This is a genomic window from Staphylococcus ureilyticus, assembly GCF_002902235.1.
GTDB classification, from domain to species: domain Bacteria; phylum Bacillota; class Bacilli; order Staphylococcales; family Staphylococcaceae; genus Staphylococcus; species Staphylococcus ureilyticus.
The window spans coordinates 1-23253 of the sequence record NZ_PPRL01000088.1; the positions used below are offsets into that span (position 1 = coordinate 1).

The window sequence follows — 23253 nt, forward strand, 5'->3', positions numbered from 1 at the left end:
GTGAAAACTATTTTACTGTATACATAGTTCGTATTTTGCTATAATCAATTTTATATTCAACTTTTTAGAAAATTCAAAATTTAAGGGGGACCATGATTTGAAACAAATTAATAAACTTATGGTAGCCAATCGTGGAGAGATAGCAATAAGGATTTTTAGGGCTGCAACAGAATTGAATATTAAAACAGTTGCGATTTATTCAAACGAAGATAAAGGGTCTTTACATAGATATAAAGCTGATGAGTCATATTTAGTTGGGAAAGATTTAGGACCAGCAGAATCATATTTGGATATAGAGCGCATTTTAGATGTTGCGAAACGAGCAGGAGTGGACGCAATTCATCCTGGTTATGGATTTTTAAGTGAAAATGAAACTTTTGCTAAACGCTGTCAAGAAGAGGGGATAAAGTTTATCGGCCCACGTGTCGAACATCTAGACATGTTTGGGGATAAAGTTAAGGCAAGAACGACAGCTATAAATGCTGATTTAAGAGTTATTCCAGGTACAGATGGACCAATTGATAATCAATCCGATGCAATTGCTTTTGCAAATGAAGCCGGCTACCCATTGATGATTAAAGCTACAAGCGGTGGCGGCGGTAAGGGTATGCGTATTGTGCGTTCAGAAGATGAATTGGAAGAAGCGTTTCACAGAGCAAAATCTGAAGCAGAGAAATCTTTTGGTAATAGTGAGGTTTATATTGAAAAATATATAGATAATCCAAAACACATTGAAGTACAAGTCATTGGTGATGAACATGGTAACATCGTTCATTTATATGAACGTGATTGTTCTGTCCAAAGACGTCATCAGAAAGTTGTTGAAGTTGCGCCATCTGTTGCACTTACTGATGAATTAAGAGAGCGTATATGTGATGCTGCGATTCAATTAATGGAAAATATTGAATATGTAAATGCTGGTACAGTTGAATTTTTAGTATCTGGAGACGATTTCTATTTCATAGAAGTTAACCCTCGTGTACAAGTTGAGCATACAATTTCTGAGATGGTAACAGGTGTAGATATTGTTAAAACTCAAATTCTTGTAGCAGATGGTGAAAAACTATTTGATTATGAAATAGGCATGCCACAACAAAAAGATATTCAAACATTAGGCTATGCGATTCAATGTCGTATTACAACGGAAGATCCAACAAATGACTTTATGCCAGATACTGGTAGAATTATTGCTTATCGCTCAAGTGGTGGTTTTGGTGTCAGACTTGACGCTGGTGATGGTTTCCAAGGTGCCGAGATTTCACCATATTATGATTCATTACTTGTAAAATTATCTACACATGGTATGACGTTTAAACAAGCAAATGAAAAAATGGACCGTTCATTACAAGAAATGCGCATTCGTGGCGTGAAAACTAATGTGCCATTTTTAATTAATGTAATGAGAAATACTCAATTCAAGACCGGAGACTATACGACTAAGTTTATCGAAAGTACACCTGAGTTATTTGATATTGAACCTACATTAGATAGAGGAACAAAGACATTAGAATATATAGGTAATGTATCTATCAATGGTTTTCCTAACGTAGAAAAAAGGCCGAAACCGATTTATGAAACGTCGCCAATTCCTCAGGTTCCAAAAAAGGTTGTCGAAAAATTTGAAGGTACAAAGCAGTTATTAGATCATAAAGGGCCACAAGCAGTTGCGGAATGGTTAAAACAACAAGAAGATGTATTAATTACAGATACAACGTTCAGAGACGCACATCAGTCATTGTTGGCCACACGCGTACGAACTAAAGATATGATGAATATTGCTTCTAAAACAGCAGAAGTAATGAAAGATAGTTTTTCATTAGAAATGTGGGGCGGCGCAACATTTGATGTTGCTTACAACTTCTTAAAAGAAAATCCGTGGGAAAGACTTGAAAGATTAAGAAAAGCTATTCCAAACGTTTTATTCCAAATGCTTTTACGTGCATCTAATGCTGTTGGCTATAAAAACTATCCAGATAATGTCATTAAAAAATTTGTGAAAGAAAGTGCTGATGCAGGTATAGATGTCTTCCGCATATTTGATTCATTAAATTGGATAGATCAAATGAAAGTGGCAAATGAAGCCGTTCAAGAAGCAGGTAAGATTTCAGAGGGCGCTATTTGCTATACAGGTGATTTCTTAAATAGTAATCGTTCTGATATTTACACATTAGATTACTATATAAATATGGCGAAAACACTTGAATCAGAAGGATTCCACATTTTAGCAATTAAAGATATGGCCGGTTTATTAAAACCAAAAGCTGCGTATGAATTAATCGGTGAATTAAAAGCAGCGGTCAATTTACCAATTCATTTACACACACATGATACAAGCGGAAATGGGCTATTAACTTATAAAGAAGCTATAGATGCAGGTGTAGATGTTATTGACACAGCAGTTGCATCTATGAGTGGTTTAACCAGTCAACCTAGTGGCAATTCGTTGTATTATGCACTGAATGGTTTCGGTAGAAGCATGCGTGCAGATATTGATGGTATGGAAGAATTATCACATTATTGGGGTACTGTACGTCAATACTATAGCGATTTCGAAAGTGATATTAAGTCACCTAACACAGAAATTTATCAACATGAAATGCCAGGTGGACAATATTCGAATTTACGTCAACAAGCGAAAAGTTTAGGCTTAGGCAATAGATTTAATGAAGTGAAAGATATGTATAAACGTGTTAATTTCTTATTCGGTGATATTGTTAAAGTAACACCTTCATCAAAAGTTGTTGGTGATATGGCTTTATACATGGTGCAAAATGATTTAGATGAACAAACGATAATAAAAGATGGATATAAATTAGATTTCCCTGAATCTGTCGTATCATTCTTTAAAGGAGAAATTGGTCAGCCGGTAAATGGATTCAATAAAGACCTTCAAAAAGTAATATTGAAAGGTCAAACACCATTAACTGAACGACCAGGAGAATACTTAGAGCCAGTCGATTTTGAAACAGTGAGACAAGAATTAGAGGAAAAACAACAAAAAGAAGTCACTGAGCAAGATGTAATCAGTTATGTGTTATATCCTAAAGTCTATGAACAATTTATTTCGACACAAGAACAATATGGCAATGTATCACTTCTAGATACGCCAACATTTTTCTTTGGCATGAGAGCAAATGAAACTGTAGAAATTGAGATTGATACAGGTAAACGATTAATTATTACACTTAAAACGATTACAGAACCTGATGAAAAAGGCGTACGTACGATATTTTATGATATGAATGGTCAGGCTAGACGTATCTTTATACAAGATGAAAATGTGAAAGCCAATGCCAGCGTTAAACCCAAAGCGGATAAACTGAATCCAAATCATATTGGTGCACAAATGCCAGGATCAGTTACAGAAGTTAAAATTACAGAAGGTGAATCTGTGACGAGTGGGCAAGCATTATTGATTACTGAAGCTATGAAGATGGAAACAACTATTCAAGCACCATTTGATGGTGTCGTAAGAAAAGTGACAGTACAAAATGGTGATGCGATTGAAACAGGAGATTTATTAATAGAAATTGAAAAAGAGCAAGAAGATTAAACTAAAAAATGCTGGGATACGGTTAACGTATCCCAGCATTTTTGTAAGTTAATTAAAGTAGATTATCCGCCACTTCTTATCGTTCTTAGCATCAATACAATAAAGTAAGCAATTAAACCAAACAATATTGTTATGAATAGTGCGTGCAATAAAGCAATTAATAAATTCACTTCAGTAATAATAGATAAAGCACCTGTAATCACTTGTAAAATTATTAAAATAAATGCAGCGGTATAACCAAAACGAATTGTTCGATTTTCTTTGTAATTATTAATTGCGTGTATAAACGTAATTAAAATCCAAATAAAAGCGATTAAAGCCATACCTCTGTGAGTGAAGTTCACCCAATCTTGTACGTTATGAGGTATTAAATCATTAAATGGAAGCGGCCATTGACCATAAGCTAAACTTGCTTCTTTGTGTCTAACTAAAGCTCCAGTATAAATCGTTAAATATACAATGACTGCCATAATCCATGTGTAGATTCTAAGTGGTTTACGAATAAATAATTCATCAGCTTCGTATTTGCGGTCTACTTCAAAGATAATTAACGCTAAAACAAATACTGAAGAAAATGAAATTAATGAAATACCAAAATGTAACGCTAAAACATAATCGTTTTGTTGCCACATGACTGCTGCTGCACCAACAAGTGCTTGTAATAATAAGAAACCAATACTAATCATGCATAACGGTTTAACTTCTTTGATATAACCAATATGTTTCCAAGCAACTATCACTAGCCATAAAACAAGAATTAAAGATAGACCTGATACTGCACGATGACTTAATTCAATTATTGTTTGTATAGGCAAATTTTGAGGTAAAAAAGCACCATGACATAACGGCCAGTCAGAGCCACAACCATCAGCTGAACCAGTTTTAGTAACTAGGGCACCTCCTAGCTGTACAAATGCCATTATTATCGCTGCCAATACAGATAACCATTTCAGGTTTTTTTTGTTAAACAAGAATTAACCCCCCACAAATAAATAAAACAGAATATGAGTAATGGTTCAGCTCAAATGATAACAACCATTATACTGTAAACCAAAGACTCTTTACATTTACTTCTTTATTTTTAAATAAAACTTAATTATTATTATAACAAGAAATACACTTCTAATTGTGTCACAAAAATGACTATTTGTGAATGTCGATAAAGTGTCACAAATAACTTTGTATAAATGTAGTCAATGACCTTAAATTGATATATCATTGTATTATATGGAAAATTTAGGAGGGAAATTATGAACAAAGAACAAACTTTGTCGCATAATTCTAGTCGTGTAACGTTTAAAGAGTTACAACAAATTATTAAGATGGGACTAGTACAGGGCAATTTAATTCCAGCGTTTGCCGGTTCATGGCTTGCAATTGTGTTGGCAAATCATTCCTTCCTCTCGTCAATACCACAGATTTTAATGATGTTGGTAGGTTCGACATTAATTATGGGGGGCGCATGCGCTTTAAATAATTACTATGATCAAGATATTGACAGTATCATGCCAAGTAAACAGCAAAGACCTTCAGTTAATGGAAAAATTTCAAATAGAAATTTATTATTACTTAGTTTTGGAATGATGCTCGTAGGGGAAGCATTATTATTTGCTTTAAATATACCATCCGGTGTAATTGGATTGTTAGGTATCGTTGGCTATGTGTCATTTTATTCAATTTGGTCTAAACGTCATACAGTTTGGAATACAGTAATTGGGAGTTTTCCTGGTGCTGTACCACCGTTAATAGGTTGGACAGCTATCGAGAGCAATATTAGTATAATTGCTGTAGCGCTATTCTTAGTAATATTTTGTTGGCAACCAGTACATTTTTATGCATTGGCAATAAAACGTAAAGATGAATATAGCTTGGCAAATATTCCGATGTTACCTTCTGTTAAAGGTTTCAAACGCACGAGAGTGAGTATGTTTATATGGCTAATATTGTTATTACCATTGCCATTATTATTGAGTGATCTTGGTACAACGTTTATGGTATTAGCTACGTTATTAAATTTAGGCTGGTTATATTTAGGTTTAACTAGTTTTAAAAAAGATTCAGATCAAACAAAATGGGCAACAAAAATGTTTGTTTATTCTTTAAACTATTTAGTAGTTTTCTTCGTACTCGTTGTTGTTGTTTCATTAATTAAAATGTTCTAATAAATATTAATAAGGATGGAATTTATGAATTTACCAATCTTACCTACAATTAGCACAACATGTATAGTGATAAGCGCAATCCTTATTGCAATCGGATGGCGTAAAATATGGAAAAGAGAAATCGAAAGTCATAAAAAATTTATGTTACTTGCTGCTGTATTTGCGCTAACGTTTTTTATTATTTATGCTTCGAGAACGATATTTATTGGTAACACTGCTTTTGGCGGTCCAGAATCAATTAAGATTTATTATACAATATTCTTAATTTTTCATATCAATTTAGCTACCATTGGTGGGTTATTGGGACTTTTCCAAATTATCACTGCGTTCAAAGACAAATTTAAACTTCACAGATTTGTAGGACCAATTGCATCAATTGTTTGGTTTTGTACTGCTATCACAGGCGTGATGGTTTATGTACTACTCTATGTATTATATCCAGGCGGAGAAACGACATCATTATTGAAAGCAACTTTCGGTTTTATAAATATACTTAGCTAAGGAAGCGAGAAACTAATCTAGCTAAAATATTAATTATATCTAAAAATAACCTGAGACACTTTTGTGTCGCAGGTTATTTTTTATTTAAAGGTTACAGATACATTTGGATTTATTTTATATTAATAAAAATGTGAAAATATGAATTAAGTATAGAAGCATCTTAACCTAAGATAAATATCTATTTAAGTGTTTTGCTGTAACAGAAGCAGTGTTTGTTAATAGACCATCCGGTTTCCCTTGATATAGTAATTTGCCACCTTTATTTCCAGCATATGGACCAATATCTATAATCCAATCCGCATGCGTCATCATTGTTAAATTATGTTCAATGATTATCACAGTGTTCCCTTGCTCAATTAAATTGTCAAAACTAGCTAAAATAATTGGTATATCATCTTCATGTAAACCAGTGGTAGGCTCATCAAATACAAAGATATGGCCGCTTACAGTGTGTGTTAAATACTTGCTGAGTTTAACACGTTGTATTTCACCACCAGAAAGTGTATCAAGTGTTTGACCTAAACTCATATAATTTAAGCCAGTTGCCTTCAATGATTGTAAAGGTTCTGCAATAGACCTATTTGTATGGAAGAAATCTAACGCTTCATCCACCGTTAAGTTTAATATATCTGCTATTGAATAGCCTGTAATCGTTGCACTTAATACTTCAGGTTTATATCTTTTACCACCACATACATTACAAATTTGAGTGAAGTCTGGCATAAACGCAAGCTCAGTTTTTAACACGCCTTTACCATGACACTCAGGACAAGCGCCTTCAGAGTTGTAACTGAATAATGATTTCTTTAAGCCTGTATGATTACTGAAATAGGTACGGACGTCATCAAATATATCAAGATACGTTAATAAATGAGAACGACTTGAAGCGTGCACCGGTTTTTGATAAATAATAATAGCATCAGTATTATTTTTTAAGCCCCCGTGTATAAGTGTGCTCTTGCCAGAGCCAGCTACACCGGTTACCACAGTCATTGCATGTTTAGGAATACGCGCTGAAATATCCTTTAAATTGTTTTGCGTCATATGGTTTAAGTTAATAAACGCATGAGTTGGTCTTACTTTTGATTTTAATTTGTGTTTTTTCTTTAGTGCTTGTCCAGTACTAGAATTTGATGATAACAGACTAGAATAACTACCAGTGAAAATAATTTCACCGCCATTTTTTCCGGCATAAGGTCCTAAATCTATGATGTGATCAGCGATTTTGATAACGTCAGGGTCATGCTCTACAACTAGAACTGTGTTACCTTTGTTTTTAAGCGATTGAATAATTTCATTTATTTTTTGAATATCCTCAGGATGTAGCCCGACACTCGGTTCATCAATGATATAAACTAGGTCACTTAAAGGACTATTTAGATGTCTGATAAGTTTAATACGTTGAGACTCTCCACCTGACAGGGTCTTCGTTTCACGATCCAAAGTAAGATAGTTAAGACCGATATAACTAAGAGATTCTAATTGCTTTAGCAAAGGGTTAATTATAAATTGTGCTTTACTAGATTCTAGTTTTTTTATGAAATGCATCGCATCATCAATAGATAAGTGTGTGAAATCAGCAATATCTAAGCCGTTAATTTTAGATTTTAATACATTTTGATTTAATCTCTTGCCATCACATGTCGGACATTTTTGTGACGTCACAACTCTTTCAATATCATTTTTGAATTTATTTTTTTCGAAATTATCATTTAATAAAAATGAACGTCTGAATCGATGGATCAGCCCTTCGAATTTTGCAGTTTTTGGCCAGTTTTCAGGAGGATTTTTCAATTTGGTAGGTTTCGTGTATAACAAAGTATCCAATTCTTCTTTAGTATAATGCTTTAATTTCTTGTCATTATCAAATAAACCTGAATATAAATAACGTTTACCACGCCAACTATCTGGTCTGAAAGACGGGAAACGGATTGCATCTTCATTTAAAGATTTTTCAAAATCTAATAACTCTTCTAAGTTAATATCTTCTATGTATCCAAGGCCAGAGCATGTTTCGCACATACCTTTTGGGTTATTAAAAGAAAAGATATCAGAATATCCTACAAATGGTGTACCGATACGTGACCATAATAAACGGACTGAAGCATATATATCAGAAATTGTACCTACAGTTGAACGTGAATTTCCCCCTAATCTTTTTTGATTGATAATCATAGCTACGGGTAAGTGTTCTATTAAGTCTACGTTTGGTTTACTATATTGTTTTAATTGGTTTTGTATATATGTAGAATATGTTTCGTTAAGTAAACGTTCAGATTCGGCAGCAATTGTATTGAAGACTAATGATGATTTACCTGAACCAGAACGACCAGTGAATACAGAAATTTTATGTTTTGGTATATCTACGGAAATATCTTTCAAATTATTTTGTTTCGCACCGTGAATACGAATGATTGACATTTTTGTCACCCCTTTATTTATTTTATACCCAAAATTTTATTGTCTATTAAGTCGTGTTAAGATAATCTATGATGAAAATGTAAAGGGATGATTACAAATCAATAAATTTGAGGACATGCCTTGCTTGTATCTGTTATAAACATGTACAATGAACCAAAGAATAATGTAGGTGGATGAGCGATGAAGAAACTGATAATTAAAGTTATTGGTGTATTAGTATTGATTTGTTTTATAATTTATTTATTTTACTCACCGCGTTTGAAATTCGATGTTTTAGAAAATCCTAATAAAGATACGTCAAAAACAACACAAAATAAAGATTTTCGAAACACAAAAACAAATGTTGAAAATCCAAAGCTTAAAAAAGGTGTGGGTACTTGGATTGGACAAGATTTACATAATTTAACTGAAAATTATGGACAAGCTGATAGAGTGTATGCATATAAAGGTGGTTTTAAAAACTACGTCTTTAAACAAAAAGATCAATATTATCTTGTAACAACTAAAAAAAATAAGATTAAATCTGTGTATGCCACTGGTAAAAATGCTAACGCTAATCCGGTAGAAATTGGTGACAATGCATCTCATGTTTTCGAAAAGTACAGTATCAATCCAGAACCGACGATTAAAGCTAATGGCAAAACGTATGAAATAGAACTTTCTGATTCAGATATGAAAACACAGACATTAATTAAATTTAATGATGTTTATGCACAAATATATATTGATCAACAAGCTAACGAAATCGTAGGTGTAAGATATTTAGATAGTGAAGCATTAATGGCATTTAAACCTTATCAAATGATAACTGCACAAGAAGATAAAAAGGTGAAAAATAATTATAAAAAAATACCATATGAACAGAATGCAAATCAATTGATGACACTGTATGAAATAACTAATGAAATGCGTAAATTAAAAGATGCAAAACCTTTAAAAATCAATAATGACGTAGCTCATATCGCATCATACAATTTATACGAAGCTATTGATACTGACAGTGTAGAATTCACAGAAGATGCATTAAAACAAAAGCTGAATGAACAAAATATTTCTTTTGTTTCCACTAGTCAAAATGTGGGTTATGATTTTAACGAAGTACCAACTTTAATCCACAGTTGGTTAAACTCTGATATTCATAGATCAAGGATGTTAAATTCTAAATACAATGAAGTTGGCGGCGAAGTGTCAAACGGATATTATACAATTATTTTCATTGAAGATAAGTAGGAGAGGTTATTATGATAACAGAAGAAACGGTGAATATTCTTGATGATATTGAGCATTTAAGTGATAAAATACTTGATTCACGATTATATCATTCATTTAAAAAAGCAGAACAAAATTTACAAGAAAACGATGAAGCACATTTACTCTATCAAGCCTTTTTAAAATCAAAAGAACAATATGATGAAATCATGAGATTTGGTAAATATCATCCAGATTACCAAAAAGTGATGTTAGAAACACGTAAACGTAAACGTGCTTATGAAATGCTACCTGTAGTTATGGATTACAAACAAAAAGAGGTTGCATTACAAAACTTAATAGATGAGGTTATCGTGAAAATAGCTTATGCTGTATCTGAAAATGTAAAGATAGAAACTGGCAATCCATTTTTCCAAAAAGATGCAAGTGGTTGTGCTACAGGTGGTTCTTGTAGCTGTTCTTTATAGCAAATCAACGCTGTAGTGTTAATTCATATAAAAGCTGGGCACTTGTAGTGACCCAGCTTTTGTATAACTATTTATTTCGATAGGTGTTTTTAAAACGTTCTGCTAAATCAGGTCTATCAGTGACTAACGTATGCACCCCGGTTTTAACTAGATCATTCATTAAATCTAAATTGTTAATGCCATAAAAGCCTGGAACGATGTTACGTTCATTTAACCACTGAATAAATCTAGGAGAAGTCAATTTAATACCATTAAAATTCACTGGCATTTGAAATGTATGTGCTTGTGGTTTAAACGTGTTACCTAAACCTGATTTGAATTTTAAGAAGCCTTCTGCCACTTCATTTTGGCTTGCGCCAATCGCTATTGTATGGTTGCTTTCTTTTTTGAACAAATTAATTTGATCGCTTTGAAAACTAGTAACTAAAACTCGATTTTGCGCGTGGTTTTTAACAATGATATCGTAAATTATTTTAGGTGCTAATTTACCTTGATCACTTTGTGAATCATCTTTAAGATCAACATTTATCAGTGTGTTAGGATATAATGTTAATAATTCATCAAAAGTTAGTATTTTAGCGTCAGGATGATTGCGATAAGGTGTTGAGCCGTTTAAATCCTTGAAATGATAACCTGCGTCTAGCTGTTTTAATTCAGTTAAAGTATGTGTTGCTACTTTTCCAGAGCCATTTGTTGTACGATCAACGTCTGCATCATGAAAAACCACTAATTGTTGATCTTTAGTCAATCTCACGTCAATTTCGAATCCGTCTACGTGATGTGATAAAGCATTGTCAAATGCGAGTTTTGTTAGCTCAGGTTTTACTGCCATACCACCACGATGTGCGAAAATGTACGGTGCAGGCTTAGAGAAAAAAGCTGGAACTTCTTGGTTCGTAGGTTTAGCTTTATATTTAGAAAAGAAAATAACACTACCTACTAAACCAACCGTACCTAAAAATGCACCTTTTATTAATTTGTTTATTGTTGTCATGCGCAAATCCTCCTTGATTTGAGTATATACAGTAATATAGCAAATGTTAGCTATTGTTCAAAATAATTGTTATTTATTAATAGAATTAGGCATGATATTATAAAGTGGCTAATAAATGGAGTGATGATAGTATGAATATTGTATCTAGAACAAGTTTAGTTATATATTTAAAACATATGAAACACGAACGCCAAATTAGAAAATTTGGACATATAGTCAGTACGAATAAGTTACAACGTTATGTTATTATGTATATAAATGAAGAAGAGGCTGACGTTATTGTAAACAAACTGATGAACTTAAAATATGTAAAACATATAGCAGGTTCTCCTTATAAATATCTTAAAAAAGAGTATCCAAAAGAACAACATGAATTTTCGTGATTGTATTAAATTTAAATATTTTTTATTAACAAACAAAGTCACATTAGCTTTAAATATAACTACGTGACTTTGTTTTATTTAAGACTATTGTAATGGTGGTATCCATCGTTGAAGTCTCAATACACTGATTAAATAATTGAAATAAATACTGTTGGAATGAAAATGCTCGGGTGGTTGCACATCAATTTCTTTCACATCAATGTTGAAACGTGCTGCTTGTTCATTAATTAAATTGAATTTTTTATTCGAATGCGGATACGGATATTTAACTGCATTTACCATAATGTACATCGCCTGAAAATGTTGACCTTGGGTAGGTTTCATAATAATAGCCACTGAAGATAATTGTTTATCAAAAGTAGGGGTGTGGAAGTAAACGATATGCTCGATTCGTGCGTGATTGTATTCAATGAGCGTTGTAAATTCAAATAAGTCTGTAAGGCCCTCGCCCAATTGTATAAAGGCTTGTTTCATTTTGCCCCTCCTTTCATGCAGTATGTATTATATAAAAATAACTTAAAGAATGGAAGTGTTTCTCAATGAGAGTGATTTCTGGAATCCATAAAAGTAAACCACTAGAAAGTATGGAAGGTCGTAACACTCGGCCTACGATGGACAAAGTTAAAGAAGGAATTTTTAACAGTCTACACGAAGTATCAGGCATTGGGTTAGATTTATTTGCCGGAAGTGGTGCCTTGGGTATTGAAGCATTGTCTCGAGGAATGGAAAAAGTGATTTTTGTAGATCAAAATTTCAAAGCAATAAAAATTATCAAAGCGAACCTTCAACATTTAAACATTGATGAACAAGCGGAAGTTTATAAAAATAATGCAGATAGAGCACTTAAAGCACTTTCAAAAAGAGAAATACAATTTGATGTTATATTTTTAGACCCACCTTATGATAAGGGATTAATTGATGAAGCGTTAGACGGAATTATAAAGTTTAATTTATTAAAAGAAAATGGTATTATCGTTTGTGAGTTCAATCATAAAGAAGAGATTGATACAAAATCATTTCATGTGATTAAAAGATATCACTATGGATTAACAGACACTTTGTTATTAGAAAAAGGAGATTAAAATGTCTACAACTAAAGCAGTGATTCCAGGAAGTTTTGATCCAATTACATATGGTCATATTGACATCATTGATAGGAGTGCCGATCGCTTTGATGAATTGCACATTTGTGTTTTGAAAAATAACAACAAGTCGGGCACTTTTTCAGTCGATGAGCGCATTGAGTTAATAGAAGCATCTGTAAAACACCTTGATAATGTTACAGTACATCATTTTAATGGATTACTTGTAGATTTTTGTGATGAAATTGGTGCGCAAACAATTATTAGAGGTTTGAGAGCTGTAAGCGATTTTGAATATGAATTGAGATTGACTTCAATGAACAAAAAGTTAAATAGTAATGTAGAAACGATGTACATGATGACAAGTACAAATTATTCCTTTATTAGTTCCAGTGTAGTGAAAGAAGTGGCTGCATATAAGGCTAATGTATCCGATTTTGTACCAGAACATGTTGAAAAAGCATTGAATGAAAAGTTTAAGAAATGATAAAGAACCACTTCCCAACTTGTTGGGTTAGTGGTTCTTATGCTTTCGAGCAGCAGAGAGAAAGTAAACTTATACACTTCCCAACTTGTTGGGTTAGTGGTTCTTATGCATGAGCAGAAGCTCAGGTAATCCAAAATATACTTCCCAACTTGTTGGGTTAGTGGTTCTTATGCATGAGCAGAAGCTCAGGTAATCCAAAATCCACTTCCCAACTTGTTGGGTTAGTGGTTCTTATGCTTTCGAGCAGCAGAGAGCAAGTAAACGATGTACACCTGTGATGAAAAATTTCTATCAAAAGGATGATAACCATTAATAATAATTCGAACTCACTATTTAATAAATTAAAAGAAACGAAATTAGCTTTTTCGTTTGAAGCCTTAAATATTGAAAACTGGAATCAAGCATATGAAGCTATCAATTTTATGTTTAATCATGTCACTTTTAAAAGTAGATTAGCTAGAAAAACACCAAAGAAACGCGGCTATTTTGTTGCGATATGGCGTAAAAATGATCAAGGAAACAACGTACCTTTTAATTATGATGAGATGGAAGATAAATTAGTTATTAATATATTAGATGGAGTGAAAAAAGGACAATTCATTTTTCAAAAAGAAATTCTTATGCGCAAAAATATTTTAAGTTCTGAAAAGCAAAAAGGAAAGATGGCTTTTCGTGTTTATCCAAGTTGGGAAAAAGACTTAAACAAAACTGCAAAACTTACTCAAAAGTGGCAGCTCGACTATTTTGTAGATTTATCATATGATGTCGATGAACAGAAACTAATTGAATTATATACATAGTGTTGATTCGAGCTGTTTAATATAGACATCAGTCATGTTCGTACGCTATAAATACGAAAACTAAATGAGGCAAACGGATTTATTTTGATAAAAGTCAAATTGTAGGTAATTAATTACCATTATTACTGAAAATACCTATGGGATACTACTATTGAAAATTAAGCTAAATAATAAAAATAACGCTATATATAAAGCCTATAAATAAAATTCTGAAAAATTATTTACAGGCTCCAATACTAGGATCTTGTTTTAATTGTTTTGATTAGCATTCAGTCATTTTCAGTACGTATGACATGTGTATTGAAATCTGTTTCTGTATGGTGTGTGAGCAAATTATAAATATTTGTTGAATGGATTTCTCGTTCAAATAAATGCGCGTTTTGTTGATTTATTTGCGTAATAAAATGACGTTCTGGAAATTTTTGTTTTAAGTATTTTAAATATTGTTGACCCTTTGCTGACATACCAAGAATGTGCACTGCATTTACAGCGTTATGTTTATGGTTTTGTTGAAAGTTTAGTAAAATATTCATTAAAATACGCTGTATATGTGTATAAGTATACCTTTTTGTTTTAATGAGTGACATGAAATGCTCAAATGATGTAGCATATCTAATTTTATCTAATATGCGATTTTCTAATCCTTCGGACATCGTATAGATATTTTTCAGAGATTGTGGCGTATGACTTAAAACAGCATATTTAATATATGGAAACGTATCTTCTACAGTTGCTTGTGGTACTTGATAGAGCTGTTGTATTGAGTCGGGAACAACTGATTTCCATTGGTCGTTATGAGCTTGTATTGCATTGCGAATGGAAGTGCCACTAGCGAAATCTAAATTTGAAATATTGGAATCATGGTGGTGACTGCTTTCTCTTGGTATCGTCCAAGGTTTGATATGAGGTGCTAACTTTTGAATCGCTCGCATATAAGAAATACCTAATGTATTATTGGGTGAAGATAATAATGTATGATTGTTTAAAAGTTCACTTAATATTCTTGGATAACTTTTGCCTTCTTTTAGTTTCTTAATAAATTCAGGCGATTGTTCTATTTTAGAGATATTTTGTAGCAATTCATGAAATGAATCGATGTCACCTGATTCACTACCAAATGATAGATGATCTGCATCAACGTAACTCGCTATTTGGACAGCTGTTTCTGCAAAATATTGGCCTGCTGATAATGCAGCTACTGCTGGTAATTCAATGACTAAATCCACTGCACTCAATGCCATTCGAGTACGTGTAAATTTATTATATATGGCAGGTTGACCTCTCATAACAAAATTACCACTCATAATGGCTATAGATATTTCAGAAGCAGTTATTGACTTTGATGTCTGGGCATGGTATAAGTGACCATTGTGGAAAGGATTATATTCAGTGACTAGTGCAACGCTTTTCATTTGCAATTCTCCCTTTCAGAATTCATTATAGATATTGTATCAGATTAATTTGTGTTAAGAAAAAATCTTGACAACTTTTGTCTATAAAGTTAAAATAAATTTTGTGCTTGTTAGAGGTGAAGCCATATGAAATGGTCAATAACACAATTAAGAAAATTCCAAGATAAACCATTTGAGTTCCATCAAACGGTGAATTTTGATCATTTAGTAAAATCATTAGATTTAATAGATTTATCTGATATTGATGTTGAGGGTGAACTAACTGTCAAATCAAATGAAGTCATTGCAGATATGCATATAACTGGAACCTATACGATGGCGTGCGCGCGTACGTTAGTACCAGTCGAAGTGCCTATTGACATAAAATCACAAGAAATTTTTGATTTGGAAGGTAACGCGTATATAGGTGATGACGAAGAAGATGAGCATTATCATGATGCCACAGACGGCATGATTAATCTAAAAGATATTGCTGAAGAACTTGTTATTATAGAAAAGCCAATGCGTGCTTTTGCAAATAATAGCGATCAGATGCTACGTGAAGGTAATGGTTGGGAAGTTATTGACGAGGAACAAGCGGTTGAGCTTGCTGAAGAAGAGGAAGCTGAGCAAATCGATCCTAGGCTTCAAAAACTACAACAATTATATGACGAAGAGCAATAGCGGATTTAAATAATTTATAGTATAATAGATTATTGAGTCTGAAAATAATTTAGTAATGTATGAATATAAGGAGGATATATCATGGCAGTACCAAAAAGAAGAACGTCAAAAACAAGAAAAAATAAACGTCGTACGCATTTTAAAATTTCAGTACCTGGTATGACAGAATGCCCAAATTGTGGTGAATACAAATTATCTCACCGTGTTTGTAAGAACTGTGGTTCATACAAAGGTGAAGAAGTTGTATCTAAATAATTTCATTTATTTAAAGGCTAATGTTTAGCCGAGATTAATCGTTCATTAATTATTCATATAATAATTTATGAGCGATTTTTTATTTTTAATAGTAATGTTATATACAATTGATGGGTTGTGTAAATGATGATTGAAATAAATGCACAAGTAATATTAGAAAAAATAGAAAATAGTGACAGCGAATGGTTGTATAATCAGTTTAGTGATTATTTTCAAGAAATTTCTTCCTATCACGAGTTAGAAAGATTATTGAAATCATATAATACAATTAGACATAAAAATAAATTATACAAACATATACAACTCAATTATAAAGAAGAATACATATGGTTAGATGTAAAGAAAACATCTGGTATTAGTGTGACGTTAAATAAGTATCATGAAATTATTGGTTTCGTGCTTATTCCTATGAATTTGTCAAACAGGCATAAAGAAACGAAATTAAGGTAAACGATACCAGTTCTAGACACGTGGTTTGTATACGCTGGTGGTGAAAATGAGCTTGTAAATCATCATTACTCATACAAAAATCAACGTTATGCATTAGACCTGATTCTAGTGAAAAATCATCTGACTTATCATGGCAATCCTAATTGCTGTGAAAGTTATTATAGTTATAATCAAAGTGTGATTGCTCCAGCAAATGGTGTTGTAATAGATATCGTAGACGGTATAGCAGATGCACTACCAGGAGAAAATAATATGAAACATCCAGAAGGTAATTACATCATTATTAAACACACGGACAAAGAGTTTAGTATGATAGCGCATCTTAAACCAAATTCCTTTGAAGTCAGTGTCGGAGAGCAGATAAGACGTGGACAATTAATTGCACGAGTAGGAAATTCGGGCAACACAATGGAACCGCACGTACATTTTCAAATTATGAATCAAAGCAATCCACAATTCGCTAAAACATATAAGTGTAAGTTGCTTGATAATGTTTTGCCTGAAAAAGGTGATATGGTAAGTTATAGTGGAGATAGTATAATATTAGAAAATCAATTTGACTTAGCTAGAAGATGCAAACAATTAAGTTCAAATATAAGACATATATTTAAAATTTGAAATAAAGAGGCTATATTATGGAAATGATAACTTCTGCACAAAACAATAAGATTAAAAACGCAAATAAATTGAAAAAGAAACGTGAAAGAGATAAAACAGGTCATGTGCTTATCGAAGGCGTACACTTAATTGACGAAGCACATAAGAGTAATATCAAAATCCTTCAATTATTTGCTATTGATATCGATAGATTAGATGAACAACTCGTAAATGATGTTGAAGAAGTATATGAAATCAATTTAAAAGTTGCAGAATCACTCTCTGGTACGGTTACGCCGCAGGGGTTCTTTGCGATTATAGAAAAAGTGCATTATGAGGAAAAAGCATATCAACAAGTACTGTTACTAGATCGTATCCAAGACCCAGGAAATATGGGAACATTAATACGCACTGCAGATGCAGCAGGCATCGATTTAATCGTGTTAGAAAAAGGAACCGCAGATCCTTATCAAGACAAAGTACTCCGTGCAAGTCAAGGTAGCGTTTTTCATATTCCTATTATAACGAGAGATTTAAGTGAATTTATCGAAGGTTTTAATGGAAATGTTTATGGTACAGCATTAGAGCATGCGATTCCTTATAATCAAGTGAAGCATCAAGAAAGTTTTGCACTGCTCCTTGGAAATGAAGGAGAAGGTGTCAATCCTGATTTATTAAAACAAACGACTCAGAATTTAAACATTCCTATATATGGTCAAGCCGAAAGTTTAAATGTTGCCATTGCTGGAAGTATATTATTGTATCATTTGAAAGGTTGACCCTTTGAATGAATTTCGTATATAATAAACACATCAATGAAAAATATTAACCTATAAAAAGACGTAAACTAATAGTAGCAGTTGTTCAAGGGAGATTATTCATAGACTGAAAGATAATCCACTGTGATTAGTTTTTTTCATCTTTTTGGTTACTTAAAGAAATTTAAGTCGGAAATCATTTCCGTTATCAAAGATTACAAGTGTATGCGTGTGCATAAATTTGGGTGGTACCACGGAAAGCTTTCGTCCCAGTTTTAAGGGGTGAAAGCTTTTTTGTATGCAATTATTGATCATTTGAAAATATAGATTTTAAATAGGAGGTAAAGTATGGCACAAACAGAGGCAATGTCTGAGATTAAACAACAAGCATTAGTAGATATAAATGAAGCTCAAAATGAAAAAGAACTACAAGATGTCAAAGTCAAATATCTAGGTAAAAAAGGTTCTGTGACTGGTTTGATGAAACATATGAAAGAATTATCGAATGAAGAAAAACCAGCATACGGACAAAAAGTAAATGAAGTGAGACAAACAATTGAAGGTGAGATTGAATCACGTCGAGAGATTTTAGCAAATGCAAAATTAGAGCAACAATTAACAGAAGAAAAAATCGATGTGACTTTACCTAGCCGTAAAATTTCAATAGGTGCTAAGCATCCGTTAACAAGAACGATTGAGGAAATTGAAGATTTATTTTTAGGTTTAGGTTATGAAATTGTAGATGGATATGAAGTTGAAAAAGATTATTACAATTTCGAAGCATTAAATTTGCCAAAATCACACCCGGCGAGAGATATGCAAGATAGTTTTTATATTACTGAAGATATCTTAATGCGTACGCATACGTCACCGGTTCAAGCAAGAACAATGGAACAACGTAATGGCCAAGGGCCAGTGATAATTTTATGTCCTGGTAAAGTTTACAGACGTGATTCTGATGACGCAACGCATAGTCACCAATTTACGCAAATTGAAGGATTAGTTGTAGATGAAAATATTCAAATGAGCGATTTAAAAGGTACATTAGAATTGTTAGCTAAACAACTATTTGGTGAAGACAGAGAAATTCGTCTGCGCCCAAGCTACTTCCCATTCACTGAACCATCTGTAGAGGTTGACGTATCATGTTTCAAATGTGGCGGAGCAGGTTGTAATGTCTGTAAACAGACAGGGTGGATAGAAATTTTAGGTGCTGGTATGGTTCACCCTAATGTTTTAGAAATGGCTGGATTTGATGCATCGAAATATACAGGTTTTGCTTTTGGCATGGGACCAGATAGAATTGCGATGCTCAAGTATGGTATCGAAGATATACGACATTTTTATACAAATGATGTGCGTTTCTTAGATCAATTTAAAGCGGTAGAAGATAGAGGTGAATTATAATGTTTATTTCAAAAGAATGGTTAGAGTCGTTTGTAGCAATTAATCAACCTGTAAATGTTCTTGCAGAAAAAATAACACGCACAGGTATTGAAGTAGATGATATTATTGATTACACAAAAGACATTAAAAATTTAGTGGTTGGCTATGTTCAATCTAAAGCACCCCATCCAGATGCAGATAAATTAAGTTTATGCCAAGTTGATATTGGTGAAGAAGCGCCAGTACAAATTGTCTGTGGTGCACCAAATGTTGATGCAGGGCAGAGCGTCATTGTAGCTACAGTAGGTGGACGTTTACCTGGAGGTATAAAAATCAAAAGAGCAAAATTACGCGGTGAACGTTCGGAAGGTATGATTTGTTCATTACAAGAAATAGGTATTTCGCCAAACCTTGTTCCAAAGCAATTTGAATCAGGCATATATGTATTTACTTCAGAAGTCAAACCTGGTACTGATGCACTTACTGCTTTATATTTAAATGATCAAGTTATGGAATTTGATTTAACACCAAATAGAGCAGATGCGTTAAGTATGATAGGTACTGCTTATGAAACAGCTGCACTTTATAATGTGCCAATGAAAAAGCCAGAAACACAAAGTGAATTAACGAATAAACAAGCCACAAATGAATTAAGTATCAATGTTCAAAATCAGGACAAGGTGCCTTATTACAGCGCTAGAATAGTGAAAAATGTTAAAATTCATCCCTCACCAGAATGGATGCAAATGAGATTGATTAAAGCAGGTATTCGACCAATCAATAATGTTGTTGATATTTCAAATTATGTATTATTAGAATATGGTCAACCGTTGCATATGTTTGATAAAGATCAAATTGGTTCTGATCAAATAGAAGTGCGTCAAGCTAAGGCAGAGGAAAAAATGACAACACTAGATGATCAAGAGAGAATATTAAAAGATAGCGATATTGTTATTACTAATGGTAATACTCCAATTGCAATTGCAGGTGTGATGGGCGGAGATTTCTCAGAGGTGACTGAAAATACTACAAATGTCATTATTGAAGGTGCGATTTTCGACCCAGTTTCAATTAGACATACTTCTCGACGACTAAACTTACGTAGTGAAGCTTCAAGTCGATTTGAAAAAGGTATTGCAACCGAGTTTGTAGACGAAGCCGTTGACAGAGCATGTTATTTGCTACAACAATATGCAAGTGGAACAGTACTACAAGATCGTGTAGCTGAAGGCGATCTAGGTCAATTTGTGACACCTATTGAAATCACAGTTGAAAAAGTGAACAAAACAATTGGTTTTGAATTATCTAAAGAAGATATTGAAGCGATATTTGTTCAATTAGGATTTGAAACGACACAAGAAGGTAATACACTGACAGTAATGGTTCCTTCGCGTCGTAAAGATATTACAATAAAAGAAGATCTAATCGAAGAAATTGCTCGAATCTATGGTTATGATGAAATACCATCAACGTTACCAGTTTTTGAACACGTAACACCAGGCACACTAAATGATAGACAAGCAAAAACAAGAATTGTAAAAGCGACATTAGAAGGTGCTGGATTAAGCCAAGCGATTAATTATTCACTTGTAGATAAAGCACGTGCAACTGATTTTGCATTGCAGGATCGCTCAACGATATCATTACTGATGCCTATGAGTGAAGCTCATGCTACTTTGAGACAGAGTTTGATTCCACATCTTATTGATGATGTGTCTTATAATGTGGCTCGAAGTAATCATCATGTTGCGCTTTATGAATTGGGCCGTGTATTCTTTGGCAATGGAAAAGATCAATTGCCAGACGAAGTAGAATACTTAAGTGGTATACTAACAGGAGATTATGCTGTCAATACTTGGCAAAGTAAAAAAGAAGCGATTGATTTCTTTGTAGCAAAAGGTGTTGTTGAACGTATTGCTGAAATCTTAGATGTTCAATTTGAATATGAAGCTGGTGAAATAAGTGGATTACATCCAGGCAGAACTGCATTGGTTAAGCTGAATAATGAAATTGTTGGATTTGTAGGGGAATTACATCCACAAACTGAAAGCGACTATGATTTAAAACGAACTTATGTATTTGAACTCAATTATGATAAGTTGATGTCAGTTTCCGTTGGTTATATTAATTATCAACCAATTCCAAGATTCCCTGGTGTATCGAGAGATATTGCATTAGTCATTAATCGCGCGATGCCATCAGCCAAAATCGTCAATGTGATTAAAAATAACGGTGGGGACATTTTACAAAATGCAGAAGTCTTTGATGTATATGAAGGTGAACATGTGGCAGAAGATGAAAAATCAATTGCACTTCGTTTATCATATTTAGATACAAAACAAACACTCACTGATGATAAAGTAAATGAAGTACACGATCGCATTTTAGAAGCGTTACAAGCAGAAGGTGCGACGATTAGATAATATTATAAAGCCTTGAATCTATGCCAAATGTGGCGATGATTCAAGGCTTTGTTTTTTACATTAAGAACGTTTTGGGTTATAGATTATCGTTTATTGATGTTTTTTATTTATTAAATTCAAAGCTTTTGTTCTGTTCGCAAAATGCTTTTTAGTCATAGCGTCTAAATATTGGACACCGTTTTTATCAATTATTTTTGCAGCAGCTAAATCTACTTTATTGCTAGCGCCTTTAGGTAATTCAACTTTTGCATGCTTTGATAGTTGATCCATATTTTTCACAAAGGCATAACGTGAAATAATACTTGCAGCAGCAATTGCAATAGACTTTGATTCACCTTTTGTTTCAAATTTTGTCTTATTTTCAAACGGTAGATTGCTAAGTGCATATCTTTTATATACACCAGGCTCAGCAAATTGGTCAATCACAATATAATCAAGTTCATCCGTGTCAATTTTTGCAACGACATTTTTTATAGCTTCGTTATGTAACACTGCCTTCATTTTAACTTGAGACCAACCGGCTTTTTGTTTCTCATTGTATTTTTCATTATGCATTGTTAATAAAGAATGCGGGATGAAAGTTATAATTTGTTCGGCAATCTCTATAATTTTAGTATCAGTAAGTCTTTTAGAATCATCTACACCAAGTGTTTTTAAAATTTGAGCGTGCTTTTTGGATACATAGGCTGCACAAACCGTTAGTGGCCCGAAATAATCACCACTACCTGCTTCGTCGCTGCCGATACATTGAAATTGATTATAGGAGATGTGCTGTTTAGTTTGTTTGCTTTGATTGTGTTTGGTGTCGCTTTTTGAAGGTATTGATTTATTAGGCAACATAGCGTTTGCTACAGATTCGGCATCTTTACCTTGAAACATTACTTTATTAGAATTGTATATCGTAATAGCGGTGTTACGATATTTCGTCCGTGCTTTCATACCTTGTGAAAGATTAGTCGTATTAAAATCAATTTTAGTCATTAATTGTTGTATTTCTTGGTTTGTTAATTTTTGTACTATATTAGCCATTTAGTGACCTCTCTTTGTTCATATAACTTATTTTAAAATTGGATAATGCATATCATATCATAAATTTAAATAAGTTAGTTATTTATGATATAAATGGCAATATGATATGAAATAAAAATGATTTAAATAATTGTTGTATAATCATTAAATATTTCAAATAGAACAATTCACACCTCTTACAAAAAAATATCTTGTCGTGTATAATAGTTCGTAATAAATAT

At 32.9% G+C, this 23253-nt stretch carries 22 protein-coding genes; 16 read left to right on the forward strand and 6 right to left on the reverse strand.

Annotated elements, in window-relative coordinates:
- Window positions 1–97 precede the first annotated feature (97 nt).
- Entirely contained in the window at window positions 98–3553 is a 3456-nt protein-coding gene (locus CD150_RS09405) for a pyruvate carboxylase (RefSeq protein WP_103161525.1), read from the forward strand.
- 62 nt (window positions 3554–3615) lie between these two features.
- On the opposite strand, the gene CD150_RS09410 is transcribed toward CD150_RS09405, so the two are convergent.
- The gene (locus CD150_RS09410) at window positions 3616–4524 is read right to left on the reverse strand and encodes a COX15/CtaA family protein (protein ID WP_046207855.1); all 909 of its coding nucleotides are present in this window, start codon (window positions 4522–4524) and stop codon (window positions 3616–3618) included.
- 279 nt (window positions 4525–4803) lie between these two features.
- Here CD150_RS09410 and cyoE point away from each other — a divergent pair, with 279 nt between their 5' ends.
- Both cyoE and CD150_RS09420 read left to right on the forward strand, forming a co-directional pair.
- Entirely contained in the window at window positions 4804–5715 is a 912-nt protein-coding gene (gene cyoE / locus CD150_RS09415; protein WP_073342455.1) for a heme o synthase, read from the forward strand.
- Between the two features lie 24 nt (window positions 5716–5739).
- A complete protein-coding gene (locus CD150_RS09420) occupies window positions 5740–6216 on the forward strand; it encodes a DUF420 domain-containing protein (RefSeq protein WP_046207853.1) in 477 nt (158 codons plus the stop codon).
- Window positions 6217–6381: 165 nt separating this feature from the next.
- Here the strand turns inward: CD150_RS09420 and CD150_RS09425 are convergent, their stop codons facing one another.
- Window positions 6382–8637: an ATP-binding cassette domain-containing protein gene (locus CD150_RS09425; protein WP_103161526.1), complete on the reverse strand. Its 2256-nt coding sequence runs from the start codon at window positions 8635–8637 to the stop codon at window positions 6382–6384.
- A gap of 180 nt (window positions 8638–8817) precedes the next feature.
- Here CD150_RS09425 and CD150_RS09430 point away from each other — a divergent pair, with 180 nt between their 5' ends.
- Window positions 8818–9867, forward strand: a complete 1050-nt coding sequence (locus CD150_RS09430) for a CAP-associated domain-containing protein (RefSeq protein ID WP_046207851.1) — start codon at window positions 8818–8820, stop codon at window positions 9865–9867.
- An 11-nt stretch (window positions 9868–9878) separates the two neighbouring features.
- The gene (locus tag CD150_RS09435; RefSeq protein WP_046207850.1) at window positions 9879–10313 is read left to right on the forward strand and encodes a YlbF/YmcA family competence regulator; all 435 of its coding nucleotides are present in this window, start codon (window positions 9879–9881) and stop codon (window positions 10311–10313) included.
- A 67-nt stretch (window positions 10314–10380) separates the two neighbouring features.
- Here CD150_RS09435 and CD150_RS09440 read toward each other — a convergent pair whose 3' ends face one another.
- Complete coding sequence (locus CD150_RS09440; protein WP_073342449.1) at window positions 10381–11307, reverse strand: lysophosphatidylglycerol phospholipase D; 927 nt, start codon at window positions 11305–11307, stop codon at window positions 10381–10383.
- A 131-nt stretch (window positions 11308–11438) separates the two neighbouring features.
- Here CD150_RS09440 and CD150_RS09445 point away from each other — a divergent pair, with 131 nt between their 5' ends.
- Window positions 11439–11690: a YlbG family protein gene (locus tag CD150_RS09445; RefSeq protein ID WP_073342446.1), complete on the forward strand. Its 252-nt coding sequence runs from the start codon at window positions 11439–11441 to the stop codon at window positions 11688–11690.
- Between the two features lie 84 nt (window positions 11691–11774).
- On the opposite strand, the gene CD150_RS09450 is transcribed toward CD150_RS09445, so the two are convergent.
- Window positions 11775–12164, reverse strand: a complete 390-nt coding sequence (locus tag CD150_RS09450) for a DUF7147 family protein (protein WP_046207847.1) — start codon at window positions 12162–12164, stop codon at window positions 11775–11777.
- A gap of 65 nt (window positions 12165–12229) precedes the next feature.
- Between CD150_RS09450 and rsmD the strand changes: the two genes are divergently transcribed.
- From rsmD to CD150_RS09465, 3 genes are all read left to right on the forward strand, one after another.
- Window positions 12230–12772: a 16S rRNA (guanine(966)-N(2))-methyltransferase RsmD gene (gene rsmD, locus CD150_RS09455; RefSeq protein WP_046207846.1), complete on the forward strand. Its 543-nt coding sequence runs from the start codon at window positions 12230–12232 to the stop codon at window positions 12770–12772.
- Window position 12773: 1 nt separating this feature from the next.
- Window positions 12774–13259, forward strand: coding sequence for a pantetheine-phosphate adenylyltransferase (coaD, locus tag CD150_RS09460; RefSeq protein WP_019469279.1), 486 nt, complete (start codon window positions 12774–12776; stop codon window positions 13257–13259).
- Between the two features lie 299 nt (window positions 13260–13558).
- A complete protein-coding gene (locus CD150_RS09465; RefSeq protein ID WP_073342443.1) occupies window positions 13559–14059 on the forward strand; it encodes a MepB family protein in 501 nt (166 codons plus the stop codon).
- Window positions 14060–14328: 269 nt separating this feature from the next.
- Here CD150_RS09465 and CD150_RS09470 read toward each other — a convergent pair whose 3' ends face one another.
- Window positions 14329–15471 (reverse strand): nucleotidyltransferase, encoded by a 1143-nt coding sequence (locus CD150_RS09470; protein ID WP_073342440.1) that lies wholly within the window; start codon window positions 15469–15471, stop codon window positions 14329–14331.
- Between the two features lie 126 nt (window positions 15472–15597).
- Here CD150_RS09470 and CD150_RS09475 point away from each other — a divergent pair, with 126 nt between their 5' ends.
- From CD150_RS09475 to pheT, 7 genes are all read left to right on the forward strand, one after another.
- The gene (locus CD150_RS09475; RefSeq protein WP_046207843.1) at window positions 15598–16134 is read left to right on the forward strand and encodes a YceD family protein; all 537 of its coding nucleotides are present in this window, start codon (window positions 15598–15600) and stop codon (window positions 16132–16134) included.
- Between the two features lie 81 nt (window positions 16135–16215).
- Window positions 16216–16389 carry a 50S ribosomal protein L32 gene (rpmF, locus tag CD150_RS09480; RefSeq protein WP_019469283.1) on the forward strand — a complete coding sequence of 58 codons (174 nt, stop codon included), beginning with the start codon at window positions 16216–16218 and terminating at the stop codon, window positions 16387–16389.
- 123 nt (window positions 16390–16512) lie between these two features.
- The gene (locus tag CD150_RS13760) at window positions 16513–16839 is read left to right on the forward strand and encodes a hypothetical protein (RefSeq protein WP_240621223.1); all 327 of its coding nucleotides are present in this window, start codon (window positions 16513–16515) and stop codon (window positions 16837–16839) included.
- Window positions 16840–16947: 108 nt separating this feature from the next.
- Entirely contained in the window at window positions 16948–17457 is a 510-nt protein-coding gene (locus CD150_RS13765; protein WP_240621224.1) for a M23 family metallopeptidase, read from the forward strand.
- A 17-nt stretch (window positions 17458–17474) separates the two neighbouring features.
- Window positions 17475–18215, forward strand: coding sequence for a TrmH family RNA methyltransferase (locus tag CD150_RS09490; RefSeq protein ID WP_046207842.1), 741 nt, complete (start codon window positions 17475–17477; stop codon window positions 18213–18215).
- Between the two features lie 327 nt (window positions 18216–18542).
- Window positions 18543–19601, forward strand: a complete 1059-nt coding sequence (pheS, locus tag CD150_RS09495; RefSeq protein WP_103161527.1) for a phenylalanine--tRNA ligase subunit alpha — start codon at window positions 18543–18545, stop codon at window positions 19599–19601.
- Window positions 19601–22003 carry a phenylalanine--tRNA ligase subunit beta gene (gene pheT / locus CD150_RS09500; RefSeq protein WP_073342434.1) on the forward strand — a complete coding sequence of 801 codons (2403 nt, stop codon included), beginning with the start codon at window positions 19601–19603 and terminating at the stop codon, window positions 22001–22003. The genes pheS and pheT overlap by 1 nt, the downstream gene beginning before the upstream one ends.
- 90 nt (window positions 22004–22093) lie before the next feature.
- Here the strand turns inward: pheT and rnhC are convergent, their stop codons facing one another.
- Complete coding sequence (gene rnhC / locus CD150_RS09505) at window positions 22094–23032, reverse strand: ribonuclease HIII (RefSeq protein WP_073342431.1); 939 nt, start codon at window positions 23030–23032, stop codon at window positions 22094–22096.
- Window positions 23033–23253 lie beyond the last annotated feature (221 nt).